This window comes from Arcanobacterium buesumense (assembly GCF_012563545.1).
Classification (GTDB): domain Bacteria; phylum Actinomycetota; class Actinomycetes; order Actinomycetales; family Actinomycetaceae; genus Arcanobacterium; species Arcanobacterium buesumense.
Window position 1 is genome coordinate 1386768 of record NZ_CP050804.1, and the last position, 19777, is coordinate 1406544.

Consider the following 19777-nt stretch of genomic DNA (forward strand, 5'->3'; position numbering starts at 1 on the left):
TTAATCAGTGCTCGACAGAGCATTGGTCGCACCGTTGGCTAACGCATCGCATATTGTTTTTTCGATTTCTGCTTCAGTTAAGTCTCCGGCATGAATCTCACGCCTAGCAGGATCACTTTCCCCTAGATAGTAGAAACATGCATCAATCTCAGCCAATGGTACATTGTGTGCTTTTGACCAAGCCAAACGATATAACCCTAGTTGTAATTCACGTGAATGAATTTCACTAGCAGCGGGGCGTACTCCAGTTTTCCAGTCAACAATAGTTACTGGTTTTACCTCCGAAATACTTGAGGTATCTAAGACCGCATCAATCACGCACCGGACAGGAAAACCAGCAATAAATATCTCTAGTGCTTGTTCGATAGCTAACGGAGCCATATTAACAAAGCGCGAGGACTCAAAACGTTTGACATATAGTTCAATATCTTCATCGGTTAAGTTAATATCAATATCAATAGGCATTTGATCTGGATTTAGAACTGAATCCACATCGAGAGTTAACGGCGAGTTGAAGCGTTGTGCGATCGCCGCATGGACACTTATGCCTCGTCGGCTAGCTACCGAGGCAGGTTGTGGAATTGGCCGTCGCTGATCCCGATAAAACTGCTGAGCATCGCTGATAAGCGAAACCACGTCTGACGCAGTTAAATGATCGCGTTTAACACTAGCAACATGCTGTTTACGTAACTGTTGGGAGCGTATATGCTCAAATGATTCAGTCCAGCTTGCAATGATCGGAGCAATCTCACGAACCTCGACCGGATATCCTCCTGCATGAGGCTCAACGCTTCGATCAACATCGGTTGGCCAAAATATATTTGCCTCGCTTAGTTTATTAACTAAAGATTCTTCTTCTACGATAGGCAGTGCCTGATCATCGCCCCATGCCACTACATCAGCAAGAATAGTAAAAGGCTCTTGATAGTTCGGATCTGGAGTTAGGCTCCCATCAAGATCTGAGATAAAAACGTTGGTGAAATATAGTGGCCAATCACCGCTTACTGCAGTATTTTCTTCTTCCCCGATTACCTCGCGGGCATCCCGATAAGCTTTACCGGCCTTTCCCTCATCCGCAAAATCATAAGTCAATAACATGAGGGTATTCTTCGGACGTGTCAACGCCACGTATGCCAAACGCCGTTCTTCATCTCCGGCATATGCGCGAACGGCCTGATCGTAAACACCATATTCTAAAATTGCTTGGACTTTTCGTATTTGAGCATCGTCAATATCAAGATAGTTTTGGGCACTAAAAAGGGGAAGATACTTAGCATCTGCACGTAATGGAGAGGGAAATACTGATGTGTTTTGATGCCATACTGGATAAGTTCGCTTAACATAATCGAAACGTTTTTCAACCATTTCCGGGATCGCTACAATATCCCATTCCAATCCTTTTGCCGCATTAACTGTCAGAATTTGTACTATGCCAGCACTAGGAATAACATCAAGCGCTAATGACGCATCTGCTGCCCCTGTTGCCTCTCCGCTATGCTCATGAATTTCCATGGCATCAACCCAAGCAAGAAAACCGCTCAGCTGTGCACTCGGATCTTGCGTTGTATACGTACCAGCAAGCTTGACAAATCCTGATAATGCGGCCTGTACTGCTGCTCCACCTTTGACCCGGCTTGCAGCGTAAATAGTCAAATCCAATGCTTTAATCGCAGAAGATACTAAGTACTCCAAACCTCGATGTCGTTCTTGTTCTAAAGACTTGAGAATTGATGCCAGATAAGCAAGCCTTTTTTGTCCTTCATCGCTAATTCCATCAACCGTCTTATGCGTTAATAACGCACTCACCAGACTAACTTCTGGACGGCTAAGTTTATTCTTAACCAGTTCGATATCTGTTTGACTAGATTGGTTCGATATTTGAGTGAGCATTGCGGCTCGCTCAACTTTAGCTAACTCGTTTGCATAATTGGAAAATTGGCGAATATCTTGAACACCAAGAGCAAAAAAATTAAACAGATACATAAGCTGATCATTGCGTTGCGGATTGTCAAGTATATTGAGCAAAGCTCGTACCGCACGGATTTCAGGCCGGACAATGCTTGATTGTCCACCAATAACTTCAAAAGGAACCCCAGCAGATTCCAACGCAGCAGTGACTGCTGGAGCGAAACTATGGTTACGTATCAAAACTGCGGCAGTGGGGATCTGCCCATCTTCTCCACAGCGCAATCGTGTAGCCAGTTGTTGCGCTAATGCTTGGTATGTATCACCCGCATAATGACGATGAATCCGAATAACCTCCCCAGCTGGAGCTTGCTCCCTTGGCCGAAGAGGGCAGATAGGTAAATTTTCATAGCTTAGTTTGCCCTGAGTAAGCTGATTTGCAGCCGCCAAAATACGCGTCGAGTTACGAAATGCTTGAGATAGTGAAAGCCGTGCGTCTTCCATAACATCGTAGTCATGTATGAAATCTGCGAATGCATTGGCAGAAGCACCACGCCAACCATAGATGGCTTGGTTAGGATCGCCCACAGCAGTAACTGAACGGGCCTGACCGAACGCGGCATGTAAAAAACGTGCTTGGTTTACTGACGTATCTTGATACTCATCAAGCAATATAACCGGGTATTGTTTCGCCAGAGATTCTTTTACGGCAGGCACAGTTTCTAAAATACGAGTAGCCCAGGAAACCTGATCTGCGAATTCAATCAGACTGTCTTCCTTTTTCTTCTCAAAATATGCTGAAACGAAATCCAATAACTGGATTCGTGTAGCTAAGCTTTTTAGAATTGGGGTACGGGAAAAAACCTTACTCATTCGATCATAGACCGCCCGCTCAGGAGACCCTTTTTCTAGCATTCCTTTTCTGAGGCGAGGTTCAAGCACAGTGCTCACTGCCTCAGCTTCTTCTTCCAAATAGGTACGGGCTTCCTTAATAGATACGTCATTATCAATTAATCCTGCGGCCATATCCAATGCCGCAGTAGTTAAGCTACTAACTGACAAGGAGGCAATACTTTCATGTAGTTGTCCGGCAGAGACAATCTCGAACATCAGCTGGAAACGCTCCGCTTCATTCATCAACCGCGCGGCCGGATCTTGTCCAATAAGCATCCCATATGATGTTGCAATATTCGATGCAAAAGCGTTATAGGTACTGATGGTAGGCCGCTCAAAAGTTACTTGTATCTGCGAAGCTCTAGAATTAAGGTCTGCCACGGGCTCGGACAGATGGGGGCTTTCGTCTTCATCATTTTCATCCGCGAAAAGCTGAACACCCGGCTCAAATAAACCACGTGTGGAAATGTCTTGTATTTTCCGGTTAACTCGCTGTGCAAGTTCCCCAGCAGCTTTTCGGGTAAACGTTAATCCGAGTATCTCTCCTGGTCTGGCTTGCCCCGATGCCAGTAACCAGGCGATTCGGTTAGCCATCGTAGCAGTTTTCCCGGAACCTGCTCCTGCGATCACTAGCGTCGCTTGATGAGATGATGTGATAACTGCCTTCTGCTCGTTTGTGGGTGGGAACTCCTCAGCCGCAATAAACTGTTCATACGTGATCATGAGAAAATGCGTTTCCCTTCCTGTGCCGGGCATAGTGTTTTATATGCACAACTGCGACACGATTGTTGCCTAGCAATCGCTGGAATTTCTTGCGATCGTTGAGCTTGAGCAGCATTGAGGATCATTTTTTCGATCTCTTGATAGCGCTGTGTTTCTAGTGCATCCTGGCTGGTAACAGAATATGTTTTTGTCGGAGTTCCGATATGAACAAGCTGAGCACCAAAGCTAGTTGTTGGAGTTTGCATCCCAGCTGGCATTTGCACCCCTCCTTGGGCAACTAACCACTGATATATCAACAATTGTGCATTGTTATCACCTTGTTTTTGGGAGGGTTTTGTTTTACCAGTTTTGAAATCAACAATGCGAACTGCACCATCAGCGCCAGCAACATACTCTAGTCGATCAATTTTTCCTGAGACAACGATGTCACCAAGATCAATAGTGGCATACAACTCGCGCAGAGCTTTTCCAGGATTCGCAGAAAGATACTCATAAAGTTTACCGATCATTGATTCGGCTCTTTCTCGCAATTGCTCAGCGACAAGATCGGAGCCAAAATCAAACGTCGGCCACAATTGGGCTAATCGCTCTTTCATAGCATCAAGATCCGGATCAACAGTTTCTTCAGCAATTTGATGAATCAGCGTTCCTAGATTAGCTAAAGCAACGTCACCTAATGCCTGCCCATGTGCCGAATCAAGTATTCCTCGCATCGGACAATCGAGAATATTCTCTACTTTCGACGGAGAAATCCGAAGTGCTTCCGTGGAAGGTTCTTGCTGAGTATATGTAATGTTATCTACCCAGATTTTCTGGGAAAACCCTTCAATATCTAACTCATTAAGTTGTTCAAGGAAATCTCGCGCTACTTGTCGTAGTTTCGAGTTATCACGACGTTGGGCTTGACGTAATTGCCCGATAAACGATGGCGTATCTAGTGTCAGCGAAGCAGTTGAATGGAATGTTAATGCCCCCTCTCCGTCTGGGAAAAGCCACGATAGAAAACGCGAAGGAATTATATCTTCGGATTGAATACAGGTAATTTCTACCGCACACGTCGCACGAGTCAGAGCATACAAAAGCATTCGAAGTTCATCATCTAAAACTTCCGACATTCGTTGTTTTGCAGCGATCGGTCTGCCAGCTAGTTGACTGCCTACCACCAAGGAAACAAGTTCTGGCACATGTGTGAGCGGATTGCGCAGCCGTAGGTTCGGCCAAACTCCTTCATTTAACTGGGAGATAAACACATGGCTCCATGTCCGACCGATCGTTGCACTCGGTGAGGTTAAGATAATTCCTTCATCATTAGCCGATACCCGAGCAATTGAGTCTTCCGGAACATCTTGTTCTTCCAAGACTCGTAACAGATCATCTATATGCGCTCCTTGAGGATCGCGATCTGTCAACCGTTGTGCAATCCGAAATAGCTGAATTACTGCATCCAAGTTTCGATTAGCTTGATCTGCATTTTTTCCTCCCGCCAAAGAAATATCGCGCCACTGTTCCGCTTTATCTACTCCATCCCACGTGACCCATAAAACTTCTTCCGCTGAAGAACCTTTGCGTAGTGACCTTCGAATATTGGCAAGAACGCGCCTAATCTGGTGAAACTGTGGAATTTGAGCAGCCGGTGAATGCGGATCTTCATCTATGACAGTAGCCAGAAGTTGTTCACCAACCCGATTACCACCCGCAACTAATTCCCAACCATGCAACCGCCCAAGGAGCACGGATAAATCAGATGCAGATAGCTCAAACAATGGGCCAGTAAGAACCTGACGGATCTCAGACACGAGGTTATCTTCCCCATATCCCCGTGCAATATTAATAAGCAAAAGTATATGAGCAACAACCGGTTGGAAACGTAGCGGATTAACAGCCGGTAGCGCCTGTACTGGAATACCATAGTCCAATAGAGCTTGACGTATTGTTCGATGCTGCGAGCGCGATCGAGTAACAACAGCCATCTGGGAATAATCGACCCCTTCATGGGCATGTAAGTACTGCATCCGCGTAGCCAAATAAGCAACTTCATCGTGCTCACTCAAAAGAACATGCCCAGCTATTTGACACGACGCAGCATGCTGATAATCAGCTAGCCTATGAGCTGCAGATCCGGCAACATGGATCGCGGAACTAACCTGAGCAATTATCCCTGCCATATCACCGCCGCCTCGGTAACGATGGTTCAAAACAAACCGTTGCGCCCCTAAACCACCGAGGTTTCTAGGGCGTTCAAGCAATACAGGCAATTTCGCAATTCCACCCCGATACCCCTGGACGCCAACATCCGGATCACCGCATGTTACGATTCGAGTGCCATAACTTTGCATAACTGCTAATAAGGTTCGCAACGCTAACGTACAATTCGATATGTCATCAACAAATACCCAGTCCCATTCAGGACGTTTACGCGCAATTATTTCACCGGGACGGTTATCCCACTGTTGCAAAAGTGCAGCCGCCTGAGTGACGATCCGAGAGTGGTCTGTACGATCGGGATTTGTTCGGCCCGTTCCTGCCTGTACTGCTAGTGCTTTTTCATATTCTTCTAGTAAATCACCCCCGATAACCCATGAAGGGTTGTGATTTTCTTTTCCGAGTTCACGCAATTCTTGGGCAGTTAACCCTAGTTCTGCAGATCGCGTCAGCAGATCTCGATACTCCCGCCGGAAGGCCTCCAACTGCGCCACTTGTGGATCAACTGAGCCAAGAAGACCTGCTGTGGGATAAAACCGGGTAGCGATATCGATCACGTCACGAATGACAGCATCTTGATCCGGTCCGGACAATAGTTCCGGTTCTTTTCGGCCAATTGCTTGTGCATACTCCGAGACAATAGCGAATGCAAAAGCGGTAATCGAACGCACTTTAATGTTCTCTCCCAAGACTGATAATTGTTCAACGATAACATTACGCATGTCACTCGCCGCCCGACGATCCGGGGAGAGAACTGCAATACGTGACTGAGGCTCAGCAACTAAGACTTCACTCACACATCTTTTAATCAACTCAGTTTTACCAGTGCCCGGAGCACCAAGAATAGAAAATGCGCACCCGCGTTGCCCAGTAGAAATAACCTCGTAACACGCTTCAATAACGGCTTCCTGCGAAGAATCAGGTACGGCGTGAGACATGAGCATCCTTCCTGTGCAACCAACCTCGTGTCTTTATGTTCTAACTCTATCCTCCCCCTCCCACACATTTCTGTGCCACCTCATCATTCATTATATTTACCCATGACCCGCGAGAATATCTGTTCGACCAGCGATAAATATATGCTCACAAAACTACGCCCTACGCGATTGCCTTGTCTGCTTAGCTGAAACTCGTTGCTAGGAAAGGTAGAATCACATATGGAAAGAAAGGACAAACCTTGGATATTACAATCGGAATCCGCGACGTTGCCGGCGCGGTGAACATTAGTGTCGATATGACTACCGACGAAATCAACAACCTTGTGACTGATGTTTTGACAAACCACAAACCACTTGTGTTGACCAGTTCAGACAATGAAACTGTGTTCGTACCAGCAGATGCCTTAGGTTACGTCCAGGTATCAGGAGCGTCCCAGCGGCGCGTCGGCTTCGGTTTCGCGTAAAAATGAAACAATAGCTGAATAAAGAAAGCATAAGTATGACTCAAACGTCAGGAATTGCGGATACATCACATGCATCCGTGCCAACACAAATAGAACCAGTAGCTGATATTGAAGCTGCCGGAAAAGACCTCAACCTTGAGCAAAAGACATTTGCCGACTACGGCGTATCGGCACCTATTGTCAGTGCGCTAGCCAAAAAAGGCATAACTCATCCATTCCCTATCCAAGCATTAACTTTGCCTGTTGCGTTGAAAGGTTCCGATATTATCGGTCAAGCAAAAACCGGCACAGGTAAAACCCTTGGATTTGGCATCCCCATGATCCAGCGCTGTATCGGTCCGAACGAAGAAGGATTCGACTCCCTCGAATTTCCCGGAGCACCGCAAGGCCTTGTTATCGTCCCTACTCGTGAACTTGCCAAACAAGTCGCCCAAGATCTCAAAGATGCTGGTGCTGAGCGAAACGTACGCATTGTCGAAGTCTATGGCGGACGTGCCTATGAACCTCAAGTCAAAGACTTAGAAAAAGGTGCCGAAATCGTCGTCGGAACACCAGGACGACTCATTGACTTAATGAAACATCGAACGCTAAATCTCAGTGCCGTACGAACAGTTGTTTTAGACGAAGCTGATGAAATGCTCGATTTAGGCTTCCTTGAAGACGTCGAAAAAATCCTCAGCGCTACCCCACCCACCCGCCACACGATGCTATTTTCCGCTACGATGCCAGGACCAGTTGTGGCTATGGCCCGGCGTTACATGTCTCAAGCAACTCATATCCGTGCGCAAGCCCACGATGACGATTCCAGTACCGTCAAGGCTGTTCGCCAAGTTGTTTACCGCACCCACGCAATGAACAAAATCGAAGTGCTGGCTCGTATTTTACAAGCGCGCGGACGTGGATTAACTATTATTTTCACTCGTACGAAACGAACTGCTTCGCGCGTTGCTGAAGACCTTGCGGCACGCGGTTTCGCTACTGGTGCGATGCACGGCGATCTAGGACAGGGCGCACGAGAACAAGCATTGCGTGCTTTTAGGCATGGCAAGATTGACGTTTTAGTTGCTACCGACGTCGCCGCCCGCGGTATCGACGTCGATAACGTTACCCATGTTATTAACTACCAGGCACCGGAAGATGAGAAAACATACATTCATCGTATCGGGCGCACAGGTCGCGCTGGCCACTCCGGTACCGCGATTACGTTCGTTGACTGGGAAGATACCCCGAAATGGGCTGTTATTAATAAACTGCTCTCACTGGGTATGCCAGAACCGGTAGAAACCTACCATACTTCTGATCATCTGTACACAGATTTGGATATTCCAGCAGAGGTTACTGGCCGGTTGCCTAAAAATCTACGCACCCGCGAAGGTCTGGCGGCTGAAAAGCTTGAAGACCTTGGAGAAACAGGTAAGAGCGCTAGCCGCGGCAGACGGCAGCACGGCTCCTCTGAGCACCGTAATTCGCGTGCTTCTGCATCGCTTTCACCACGCTCAGCCAGCGGACCGGAAACAAAAGAACGCAAACCCCGTCAGCGTCGACGAATTCGTAAAACAGATTCGTAAAAACAACTGACTAACGTCAGCATGTGGTGTGGGCTGGCAAGATCTTTTTGATCTTGCCAGCCCACACCACATGCTACTGGTACGATAAACTTGTTATTTTGCATCTTTATTCGGCGTGCCCCGAGATTACTTTGTGGCCTGATCTTTTTGAGCATTTTGCTCCGTAGCTGCCACATCGTCACGTTTAGCAATTTTGCCTCAATGAAAATGTGAATTTAGGTAAGTGAATGTCCCCCAATGGTAACGTTTTTATACATTTATGGGGGCCTTTAGCCAAAGTCACTATTATCGAGAGGTTTTTCCTGACAATCCACCCAACATGACAATACTGGTATGCGCCACACCATACTTGGCTTAGGTAAGGAAATTCGTATTGACGATAGCGATAATTCCATTAATCATCAGCTGTGCCGCAATCGCGGCTAGCAACATTCCAGAAAGTCGAGTCAATAGCATGATTCCCGATTCGCCCAAAAGTTTCAAAATAGGATTCGCAAATCGCATCGATAGCCAAGAAATCGTCAATACTGTTACTAATCCGAGAACCGTGGTGACGATCCTGGCCCAATCGTGACCAGCGTCGTCAATAAGCAACATAAAAGCAACGATAGATCCTGGTCCGGCGAGCAACGGCATTCCTAGCGGAACCATCGCTACATGTAAGTCACCATCTGACTCTCCTGGGTCTTCTTCTTGTCCGGTCAGTAATTGGAGTGCGATTAACAAAAGCAACAAACCGCCCGAAAGCTGCAATGCTGGCGCGGAAATGCCCAGGGCATTAAAAACCGTAAACCCGAAAAACCCAAAGAGTAACAACAAAATTCCGGCGATGAAATTTGCTTGAAAAGCAATCCGCCGACGGTTGCGCTCAGAAGCTTTCGCCGTGAGAGCCAGAAAGATGGGCAAGTTCCCCGGAGGATCAATAATGACAACGAGTGTTGCAAAAGCTGAGACGAACAACGTCGTATCGAATGACACTAGATAACCTCCGCGAAAGTCCCATCAATAAGCTCATAATATACGTCACGAGCCGTGGTGTTTTCCCCGAGCTCGTTAGGTTTTCCCGTCCCGTGATAGTCGGACGAACCAAACCTTGCAAGCCCATACTCTTTAACAATATCAGCCAACGCCGGCCGTGTATCGGCAGGATTGTCACGGTGATCTACTTCAATTCCAAACAACCCAGCTTGCGCCAGCTCGGCAAACGCGCTATCTGGAGCAACTTTACCGCGAGCCATAGCACGCGGATGTGCCCACACCGTTTTACCACCAGCTACGCCAATAAACTCCACAACCTCTCTAGCTGTGGGCGCATATTGACTCACATAATATGGCGAGGAACTCGCCAATAACCGTGCAAAAGCCTGGGAACGATTCGCAATCACTCCTGCTGCCACAAGAGCATCTGCGATATGTGGACGACCTAAAACTGCACCCGGTGCCGCTTGGGCAACAACGTCATCGAACGTGATGGGAAAGTCTTCAGCAAGCCGCTCAGTAATCAGTCGCGCACGATTTACTCGCGAAGCTTGCACTGTTCGAATATGCTCTTGGACTGCCCGATGATGCGGATCGAATAAGTAGCCCAAAATATGAACACGCACCCCATGACAGGTTGCAGTTAGTTCCATGCCACGCACGAGTTTTACTCCCAACTGTGACGCAGCTTGGCTAGCTTCATCCCAGCCAGCAACCGTATCATGATCAGTGATTCCGACAACATCAACATGTGCCGCATGAGCTTGCTCGATGAGTTTCGCAGGAGAATCAGTGCCATCTGAACATGTGCTATGGGTGTGCAGGTCAATCTTCATAGCTCCATCTTACTCGGTGGCTACCACGATATACTCACACCTAGCGTGAGGGTTTAAAATCCGCGAACTTTAGTGGGATAATGGTTGTATGAGTGATGAAAAACAAACTTTAGAAGAGCGTGCCCACAACCGCACGCAACGTCCACAAAGTGACGCATTTCGTTCGTTCATTGGCGAGGATTGGGGACAACGCCCCACTGGCCCACAACGCGGTGCAGTAGCTGATTATTTACCTGCCCGTCATCTTAAACTCGGCTCACAGTTTATTGGCGAACGTTTGGTTTTCCCAGCAGGAGATCTCCAGGTTCGTTCTAACGATACCGATTACCGCTTCCGCGCCCATTCGGCCTTTGCTCATTTAACTGGCTTAGGTGGCGAAGATGAACCCGGAGCAGTACTAGTACTTGAACCGCGCAATACAGAAAACCGCACTCCGGATGCCACCCATGACGCCGTACTGTATTTCCATCCGCGTTCCTCGCGTTCCTCTGAAGAGTTTTACGCTGATTCTCGCCATGGCGAATTTTGGGTGGGTGCTCGCCTTTCCGCCGAAGAAATGGCGACATTAACCGGACTTAAAATTGCACATATTGATTCACTGCGTGACAACCTGGCAAAAGATCTTGGGGAAGTAAATATTCGCGTTATCCCCGACGCCGATGCTCAGGTTACGGAACTGGTTCAACAGTTGCGCATAGAAAACGGTCTTGAATCTGATGCTCAAGAGATGAACGCGAAACTTGCGGAAGCCGCCTCTGAACTGCGCCTTATTAAAGACGAGTATGAAATTTCCGAAATGCGCAAAGCAGTAGACGTCACTGCCGCTGGTTTTGATGAAATTGTTGCTTCTTTCCCACGCGCTCGCACACATTGGCGCGGTGAACGTGTTATCGAAGGCGCTTTCTTCGCCAAAGCCCGCGAAGAAGGTAATGGCTTAGGTTATGATACGATTGCTGCAGCAGGAAATCATGCAAATACCTTGCACTGGATCAAAAATGATGGTCCGCTTGTTGATGGAACGTTGATGCTTATTGATGCCGGCGCTGAAGTTGATTCGCTTTATACCGCTGATATCACTCGCACCTTGCCAGTATCTGGAAAATTCAGCCCCACACAACGCAAAGTATATGACGCTGTTCTTGAGGCCTGTGATTACGCCCTTGAAGTTGCTTCACAACCTGGTGTGCGGTTCCGTGACGTGCATGCCGCAGCCATGACTGTGATTGCCCGCCATCTTGAACAGTGGGGTATTTTGCCAGTTTCCGCTGAGGAATCTCTCATCCCGGAAAACCAGTATCATCGCCGGTGGATGCCGCATGGCACCTCCCATCATCTAGGTCTTGACGTCCACGATTGCGCCCAGGCTAAACGTGAACTGTATCAAGATGCAGTACTAGAAGAGGGCATGGTCTTTACCATCGAACCCGGATTATACTTCCGCGAGGATGATCTTAAGGTTCCCGCAGAATTCCGTGGAATTGGCGTTCGTATTGAGGATGACATCGTCATCACCGCTACCGGTGCAGAGCGTATCTCTAACCATATTCCGCGTACTGCAGATGATGTTGAAGCTTGGATGGCACGCCTCGCTCAATAACACTTATATAGTTGCTGTTTTCTATTAAACCCGAGCGGGGAATCTCGCCACGAGGAAAGGAGAGTGAAGGTATGAGCACTCAAAAACCATCGCGCGTATTTGTTGGGCGCCTTGCTGGTGCCGATGTTTTCGACCCCATTGGTGATCGAGTAGGTAAGGTCAACGATGTGGTGGTGGTTTTCCGATTACGTGGCGCCCCGCTGGCGGTTGGTCTCACTGTTGAAGTTGCCGGAAAGCGACGTGTTTTTGTTCCGTTAACACGCGTGACAGCAATGAAAAATGGTCAAGTCATCACTACTGGCGTGGTCAATATGCGCCGATTTACCCAACGACCAGTTGAAACAATGGCTGTCGGGGAGCTTCTTGACCGCCAAGTAACGATCGTGGAAACTGGTGAGCTTGCCGAAGTTGAGGATTTGGCGATTGAGCAAACGCGTGCCCGCGAATGGCGAGTGACAACACTTTACGTTCGAATGGCTCGCGGAACGAAGGACGCAGGTAATACGCTTCTTATTCCGACGACGTCGGTGCGCGGCTTAGCAACAAAAGTATCGAACCAAGGCGCTACAGGCTTGTTAGCCCAAATTTCTGGACTCAAGGCGCCTGACGTTGCAGATATTTTGCGTGACTTACCAGAAGACCGCCTGCTTGCTGTGGCTCATGAGTTATCCGATGAACGCCTAGCAGACATTCTGGAAGAGCTGGGTGACGACGATCGAGTAGCCATTATGGAATCACTTGACGTCGATCGTGCAGCAGACGTTTTGGAAGTTATGCAACCTGACGACGCTGCGGACTTAGTTAACGAACTTCCTGTTGCTCAAGCTGAAGCACTTTTGGATCGTATGGAACCAGAAGAAGCACGTGATGTGCGGCGGTTGATGAGCTATTCGGAACGTTCTGCCGGTGGTTTGATGACTACTGACCCAATTATTCTGCCACCAGACTCATCCGTAGCGATGGCTCTTGCGCAAGCTCGACGCCCCGAATTGCCACCAGCTTTGGCATCCATCATTTTCGTTACTCGCCCGCCCCATGAATCTCCTACTGGCCGGTATTTGGGTGTCGTCCATCTGCAACGCGCATTACGTGAACCACCGTCGAATATGATCGGCGGTATTGTGGAACAGGTTGAGACGCTTGCCCCAGAAGATGGTATTGGAACGATAACCCGACTGCTAGCTACCTATAATTTGACTGCCTTGCCAGTCTTAGCTGATGAAATGCTTGTTGGGGCTGTTTCCGTCGATGACGTTCTTGACCACTTGTTGCCAGATGACTGGCGCGAAGCCGATGAGGCTGAACTTGATGAAGCTGTCGATGCACAGCATAGTTACGATGAGGAGGAGGGTGACTAATGGGAAACTTCGATGAACCATCGGATAAGCGTTCACGCCGAAGTAAGAAAGTTCGGTGGGATCCAGAGTCTGTTGGAGTTATTTCGGAACGTATTGCTCGTTTTTCAGGTACTCCCCAATTTCTTGTTTATCTAACGATTTTTGTGTTCGTTTGGCTAGCGTGGAATACCTGGGGTCCTGACTCTATGCGGTTTGACTCCGCCGAGCTAGGATTCACGGCATTAACGCTGATGCTCTCATTGCAAGCATCGTATGCTGCCCCACTTATTTTGTTAGCACAAAACCGCCAAGATGATCGCGATCGCGTCACCGCTCAACAAGACAGACTGACTGCGGAACGTAACTTAGCAGATACCGAGTTCATTACCCGGGAGATCGCATCTTTACGTCTCGCAATCAACGATATTGCCACCCGTGACTTTGTTCGTTCAGAAATTCGCGATCAACTTGGGATATATCGAGAAACAAATAGTGACCTTGAAACTGAACTACAAGAAAAGGACGAACAAATTGCCAAACTCGAAGCGAAAATTGCTCAGATTTTAGCCCTACAAGAACATACCGAAAAGAAGGTAGACTAAACCTCATGACTGTTTCGCTTGAAAAAATTAATGAAGCCCTCAGCACTGTCCACGATCCAGAGATTAGACGTCCAATTACCGAAATTGGAATGGTTGGCTCAGTTGACGTCTCTGATGACGGCAAAGTGACTGTTGGTGTTAATCTGACAACCGCCGGTTGCCCACTACGAGATAAACTCACCACTGATATTACAGCTGCGGTATCCGCTGTAGCAGGCGTCTCTAGCGTCGAAGTAGTGATGGGCGTGATGAGTGACGAGCAAAAGGCTGAATTGCAAAAAACTTTACGTGGCGGCACTCCCGAACGCCACAATCCGTTCAAAGATCCCGCCTCTCTCACCCGCGTATATGCCATTTCTTCAGGAAAAGGTGGAGTTGGAAAATCTTCAATGACCGTCAATCTCGCTACTGCGATGCAACGTCAAGGACTCAAAGTCGGTGTTGTTGACGCTGATATTTACGGTTTTTCGATTCCGCACATGATGGGTGTTGACTCTCCGCCGCAGGTCATGGATAAGATGATTATTCCGCCGGTGGCTCATGATGTAAAAACAATTTCTATTGGGATGTTTATGGAAGAAAACATCCCAGTTGTATGGCGTGGCCCAATGCTCCACCGCGCACTCGAACAATTCTTCTCTGATGTTTACTGGGGAGATCTCGATGTTTTACTCATCGATCTGCCACCAGGTACCGGCGATATCGCATTATCGGTTGCCCAGCTCATTCCGCAGGCTGAGATTGTTCTTGTCACAACCCCGCAGGTAGCTGCTGCGGACGTGGCAGAACGTGCTGGAATGATGGCTAAACAAACGGATCAGAGAGTTGTTGGCGTGATTGAGAATATGTCATTCTTAACTATGCCTGACGGATCAACAATGGAAATTTTCGGTTCTGGTGGTGGACAAAAAGTCGCACAAGAGCTGTCCTATATTCTCGGTTATGACGTTCCACTTCTTGGTCAAGTTCCGCTAGAGCAACCGTTGCGTGAAGGTGGTGACGCTGGCAAGCCATTGGCTACTCAAGATGTCACCTCACCAGCCCGTGAAGCTATCGATTCTATTGCTTCAACGTTAGCCAAGCGTGCTCGTGGTTTGTCGGGTAAATCTCTTGGCGTTTCGCCAGTATAGGAAGACGGAAAGCACATCAAGATGAGCGTCGAAAAAGCCCAATCATGGTTATATGCGGAATCCTTTGTCACTGATCACGATTCCATTGTGCGCGCCCGTCAGCAGGCTGGCGAACTTGGAATTGATGCTATCAGTCCAGCAACAGGTCATTTCTTGACGATGTTAGCTTCAGCAAACAACATCAAAACTATTGCTGACATTGGAACTGGAACTGGCGTTAGCGGCCTATATCTCCTTAATGGACACAATCAAGCGCATCTGACCAGTATCGATACTGATTCCGAAGCCCAAAATCTGGCTCGGCAAAATTTTGCTGACACCGGCCTTCGTTCCGGGCGTTACCGTCTCATTAACGGTCGTAGCTCTGATATTTTGCCTCGGCTAGCTGCCAATTCATATGACTTGGTCTTTATTGACGGCGATCTTTTTGAAGCCGAAGGAGATGTTATCGAGGCCTTGCGAATGCTCCGACCGCACGGGCTAGTTGTTGTTGCACATGCGCTATACCATGACCGCGTTGCTGATCCAGCACGACGTGATGAGCATACTGTTGCTATGCGGAACTTAGGCAAGATGCTCCACGATTCACCGGATCTTACGACATCGTTGATTCCATTGGGCGATGGTTTATTAGTTGCTGTCAAACATTAACGACGAACACTTAACAAGTTGTGGCGCCAAGCATACGAGCTTGGCGCCACAACCTTAAAAGTCACATCTTATGCGTGATCTTTTATCGCCTGCCGGCGTGCCACTTTAGCTAGATAACGTTCTCGAATCCACGAAATAAGTACTGCTAGCAAATATAGGAATAATAAGAATAATGCTTGGACAACCATCGGCCACGGACTAGGAAGTGGATTTGCAATAGCTGCGAAAACGAAAGCAATAACGGTTGCCCATCGCCAACCATGAATCATTGTTTTTGCTGACATAAGGCCAAGGAAGTTCACAACAACAAGTAATTCTGGAAGCAAAAATGACACACCGAAGGCAATCACTAAACGCATATAGAACGTGACATATGTATTGGCTTGCAGCAGGGACACTCCCCCGTCAGGTACAAAGGACTGTAATATTTCAACAGCCCGCGGCGCCATCCATACTCCACTTACTGCTCCACAAGAGAAAAGAACTACGCCGACGATACCAAAAATAACAACATAGACTTTTTCTTTACGACGCAGCGCTGGCGCGATAAATAGTCCCAGTTGGACAATCCACCATGGACTAGTAATGAGCACTGCTATCCATATCGCAACCGTGAGTTTGAGATCGAAAGCCGAACCAATCGTCGGAAAATTCAGACCTAAACTAGAGTCACCTGCTGCACTAACCGGCTTTTGAATAAAACTCATCACCGGATCATACAGATACCACCCAGGTACTGTACCAATAACAATGCCAACAAGAATTAAAACAAGCCGTTTCCGAAGTTCGCGAATATGGGCTAAAATCCCCATCCGTGCTTCTGGATTGTTCCCCACAAAACTACCTTACTTAGCTTCAGGATCCTTATTTTCTTTTGTCTGGGCCGATTCCGGCGGAACGTCATCTTGTAATTCTTTCATCTCTTTTTTCAAGACTTTTGCGCTTTGCCCAATCGATTTAGCAATCTCAGGCAACTTCGTCGCACCAAAAATGATAATAAGAACAACAATCAACACAACGATATGTGACGGTCGCATTTATTCCTCCCTCATCCATTATTGTTCATCGCCACATATACTATGGTGTAGCATGACGTGAACATATCCATGCCTCTAAGCATATTGGTATTTGTCATTATCTAATAGTTGTGACAACGATTTGATAAAACTGATAGGTATTTAGGCAACGGATCACATTTTTGACGGGAAAGGTTACAGTGCTAAAACGCAAATCGCTTCTTGCCGGGTTAGCAGGATTATTGGCGCTAGTTGGCTGTTCGAACACGCAAACAGCACCGGAGCCGACGCAACCAGTCACTATTTTCGCCGCCGCTTCGCTACATTCGGTACTGCCAGAGCTACTAGCTGAACTCGCCCCAAACACACCCGTAACTTTCAATTTTGACGGTTCTTCTGGACTAGTCGATCAACTTTCTGCTGGTGCTCAGGCTGATTTATTACTGACTGCAAATAAAAAGAATATGGATAAAGCTATTGCGAAAGATCTCGTTGACGAAGCTGATGTTTTCGCCACTAATACTCTCGTTCTTGTTACTCCTGCAGGCAATCCCGCGCATATCACCGGGTTCAATGATGGATCACTGACTAACAAGCACCTTGTCATATGCGCCAGGGAAGTTCCTTGCGGGACGGCAACACAAGAATTGGCAGAGCTAAACAAAACTGTGCTTTCGCCGTCATCCGAAGAACAATCCGTAACTAGCGTATTAGGAAAAGTGACAAGCGGCGAAGCAGATGCCGGGATTGTCTATAAAACAGATGCGCAAGGAGCCGCAGATAAAGTTCAGGTTATTCCAATTGAAAAATCCGACCACGTCATCAATAACTATATGATCGGGCTAACTACCCTGGCACGCAATAGTGACGACGCCCAGCGTATCTTCAACCTTATCGTTAGCCGAGCCGGCCAAGAAAAACTTGCGGACTATGGCTTTTCTACCACGACGGATCACCCGTGATACGCCAGTCTAAAACGCCGGTTCATTTGCCTTATGCGCCGTGGCTCTTGATACCTGCCTTATTAGCGTTAAGTTTCCTCCTCATCCCCTTGTGTGCTATTTTTCTGCGCACGCCCTGGCTTGATTTGCCCCGCTTAATCTCTAGTCCGGAAGCAACCGATGCCTTATGGCTTTCGGTGCGCACATGTCTGATATCGACGGCGATCACTACTGTTCTTGGAGCTCCCTTAGCTTTTGTTTTGGCACGCACTGCGCAATGGTGGGGCACAATAATGCGAATCATCGTCTTATTGCCGATGGTTTTACCGCCGGTTGTTGCTGGTTTAGCACTCTTGTTGACATGGGGACGGCGCGGGCTTCTTGGCCAATATCTTGAGTTAGGTGGCTGGTCAATTAGTTTTTCCACTATTGCAGTGATTTTTGCTCAAGTTTTTGTTTCACTGCCATTTTTAGTAATGTCGTTTGAATCTGCGGTTCGCGCAACCGGTTTAGCCTACGATAAAACCGCGCAATCTTTGGGGGCAAGCCGAACAGTTACTTTCTTCCGTGTCACCCTTCCGATCCTCAGCCCTGGTCTCGTATCCGCAATCGCCTTAGCTTTTTCGCGGTCTTTGGGTGAATTTGGTGCCACCATCACATTTGCGGGTTCACTACAAGGGGTTACCCGCACTATGCCCCTCCAAATATATTTACAGCGTGAACTAGATACTGACCAAGCCTTAGCTTTAGCTGTTGTGCTGATCGCTTTAGCAAGTGCGATGCTCGCAGTGACCGCGCTTTCGCATTACTATTGGACGCTTTATGGGCGGATAAGATCTTGGTTCGTCCGGCCGCATCTTGATTTTGACGACGAGGATCTGCTCGCTGTTCCTTCCTCGGGGCCTGATATCACAGTTCACGCCCACGTTCAGGACCGTGACGTCCATATTGATGCACATTTTCCGGGTAAAACAATTACAGCAATCATGGGAGCTAACGGTTCCGGTAAATCAACACTTTTAGAACTAATCGCCGGTTCTTTGCCGCCATCCATGGGCACAATAGAATTCACTACGCACAAACCCAGGATTGTGCTCTTACGTCAAAATCCGCTCTTGTTTCCACATTTGACCGTCTTAGGAAATGTTGAATTTGGGTTGCGAAGTGCCGGGATGTCACGAAAAGATGCCCGACAATACGCCAAAAAAGAACTGGCTCTTGTTGGCATGTTGGACTACGCCCACCGGAATGCAACCGAACTATCTGGCGGTCAAGCTCAACGGGTTGCCATAGCTCGAGCTATGGCAACTAGCCCTGATGTGGTGTTACTCGATGAACCATTTGAATCACTCGACGAAGCAACCACCGAATCACTTCGGAGCTCCTTACGTATCCGCCTTTGTGCTAGCGAAGTCACTGCTGTTTTTGTGACACATAATCTTCTTGACGCACAAGACCTAGCTGACTATCTAGTCATTCTTCGGCGTGGGCACGTTGATCGGACCCAAAAGATCGAACGTTAGTCCTGATCTCGGTGCCATTCGCCCGAGCATCCTCCAGCTTTGTAAATGATTTTACAATCTGTCATGAGCGCGCTCCGATCAACTCCTTTAACCATATCTATGATCGCGAGCGCACCCACTGTTACAGCAGTGAGTGCTTCCATTTCAACACCAGTACGATCTGCTGTCCGTACTGTTGCACAGATAGCAACATGGTCTTCTTCTAAGCTAAGATCAACACTCACCCCATGCACCCCAATCGTATGAGCTAAAGGCAATAATTCGGGAACCTTCTTGGCAGCTGAAATCGCGCTAATTCTGGCAACTGCTAACACGTCACCTTTGGGAACTGTGCCATCACGCAGTGCCTGCATCACCTGCGGAGAACAGATCACTTTACCAACTGCTTGAGCAACCCGAACTGTGGGTTGTTTTGCCGTCACATCCACCATATAGGCCTGACCGGCACTGTTTAGATGCGTAAATTCCATGG

Annotated in this window: 16 protein-coding genes; 9 read left to right on the forward strand and 7 right to left on the reverse strand. The window is 47.9% G+C overall.

The genetic code is table 11. The annotated features are described in order from the left end of the window. A complete protein-coding gene (locus HC352_RS06360) occupies positions 1 to 3522 on the reverse strand; it encodes an ATP-dependent helicase (RefSeq protein WP_211080642.1) in 3522 nt (1173 codons plus the stop codon). Next, a complete protein-coding gene (locus tag HC352_RS06365; protein ID WP_168918099.1) occupies positions 3519 to 6662 on the reverse strand; it encodes a UrvD/REP family ATP-dependent DNA helicase in 3144 nt (1047 codons plus the stop codon). The genes HC352_RS06360 and HC352_RS06365 overlap by 4 nt, the downstream gene beginning before the upstream one ends. 239 nt (positions 6663 to 6901) lie before the next feature. Here HC352_RS06365 and HC352_RS06370 point away from each other — a divergent pair, with 239 nt between their 5' ends. Both HC352_RS06370 and HC352_RS06375 read left to right on the forward strand, forming a co-directional pair. Beyond that, on the forward strand, positions 6902 to 7126 hold the full coding sequence (locus HC352_RS06370) for a DUF3107 domain-containing protein (protein ID WP_168918100.1): 225 nt from the start codon (positions 6902 to 6904) through the stop codon (positions 7124 to 7126). A gap of 35 nt (positions 7127 to 7161) precedes the next feature. Further along, a complete protein-coding gene (locus HC352_RS06375; RefSeq protein WP_168918101.1) occupies positions 7162 to 8694 on the forward strand; it encodes a DEAD/DEAH box helicase in 1533 nt (510 codons plus the stop codon). Positions 8695 to 9048: 354 nt separating this feature from the next. On the opposite strand, the gene HC352_RS06380 is transcribed toward HC352_RS06375, so the two are convergent. Both HC352_RS06380 and HC352_RS06385 read right to left on the reverse strand, forming a co-directional pair. After that, the gene (locus tag HC352_RS06380) at positions 9049 to 9672 is read right to left on the reverse strand and encodes a MarC family protein (protein ID WP_168918102.1); all 624 of its coding nucleotides are present in this window, start codon (positions 9670 to 9672) and stop codon (positions 9049 to 9051) included. After that, entirely contained in the window at positions 9672 to 10508 is an 837-nt protein-coding gene (locus tag HC352_RS06385; RefSeq protein WP_168918103.1) for a PHP domain-containing protein, read from the reverse strand. The genes HC352_RS06380 and HC352_RS06385 overlap by 1 nt, the downstream gene beginning before the upstream one ends. Before the next feature lie 88 nt (positions 10509 to 10596). On the opposite strand from HC352_RS06385, the gene HC352_RS06390 reads away from it, so the two are divergent. From HC352_RS06390 to HC352_RS06410, 5 genes are all read left to right on the forward strand, one after another. Continuing rightward, complete coding sequence (locus HC352_RS06390) at positions 10597 to 12105, forward strand: aminopeptidase P family protein (protein ID WP_168918104.1); 1509 nt, start codon at positions 10597 to 10599, stop codon at positions 12103 to 12105. 71 nt (positions 12106 to 12176) lie between these two features. Continuing rightward, positions 12177 to 13463, forward strand: coding sequence for a magnesium transporter MgtE N-terminal domain-containing protein (locus HC352_RS06395; protein WP_168918105.1), 1287 nt, complete (start codon positions 12177 to 12179; stop codon positions 13461 to 13463). Then, positions 13463 to 14044 carry a DUF1003 domain-containing protein gene (locus HC352_RS06400; RefSeq protein ID WP_168918106.1) on the forward strand — a complete coding sequence of 194 codons (582 nt, stop codon included), beginning with the start codon at positions 13463 to 13465 and terminating at the stop codon, positions 14042 to 14044. Before HC352_RS06395 ends, HC352_RS06400 begins: the two co-directional genes overlap by 1 nt. Before the next feature lie 5 nt (positions 14045 to 14049). Further along, on the forward strand, positions 14050 to 15174 hold the full coding sequence (locus HC352_RS06405; protein ID WP_168918107.1) for an Mrp/NBP35 family ATP-binding protein: 1125 nt from the start codon (positions 14050 to 14052) through the stop codon (positions 15172 to 15174). A gap of 21 nt (positions 15175 to 15195) precedes the next feature. After that, a complete protein-coding gene (locus tag HC352_RS06410; protein WP_168918108.1) occupies positions 15196 to 15825 on the forward strand; it encodes an O-methyltransferase in 630 nt (209 codons plus the stop codon). Between the two features lie 68 nt (positions 15826 to 15893). On the opposite strand, the gene tatC is transcribed toward HC352_RS06410, so the two are convergent. After that, a complete protein-coding gene (gene tatC, locus HC352_RS06415; RefSeq protein ID WP_247645178.1) occupies positions 15894 to 16661 on the reverse strand; it encodes a twin-arginine translocase subunit TatC in 768 nt (255 codons plus the stop codon). Positions 16662 to 16670: 9 nt separating this feature from the next. Further along, complete coding sequence (locus HC352_RS06420; RefSeq protein WP_168918109.1) at positions 16671 to 16862, reverse strand: twin-arginine translocase TatA/TatE family subunit; 192 nt, start codon at positions 16860 to 16862, stop codon at positions 16671 to 16673. Between the two features lie 179 nt (positions 16863 to 17041). Between HC352_RS06420 and modA the strand changes: the two genes are divergently transcribed. Further along, positions 17042 to 17803 carry a molybdate ABC transporter substrate-binding protein gene (modA, locus tag HC352_RS06425; RefSeq protein WP_168918110.1) on the forward strand — a complete coding sequence of 254 codons (762 nt, stop codon included), beginning with the start codon at positions 17042 to 17044 and terminating at the stop codon, positions 17801 to 17803. Then, positions 17800 to 19305 (forward strand): ABC transporter permease, encoded by a 1506-nt coding sequence (locus tag HC352_RS06430; protein WP_247645179.1) that lies wholly within the window; start codon positions 17800 to 17802, stop codon positions 19303 to 19305. The genes modA and HC352_RS06430 overlap by 4 nt, the downstream gene beginning before the upstream one ends. On the opposite strand, the gene moaC is transcribed toward HC352_RS06430, so the two are convergent. After that, a complete protein-coding gene (moaC, locus tag HC352_RS06435; protein ID WP_168918111.1) occupies positions 19302 to 19775 on the reverse strand; it encodes a cyclic pyranopterin monophosphate synthase MoaC in 474 nt (157 codons plus the stop codon). The genes HC352_RS06430 and moaC overlap by 4 nt on opposite strands. Positions 19776 to 19777: the final 2 nt, after the last annotated feature.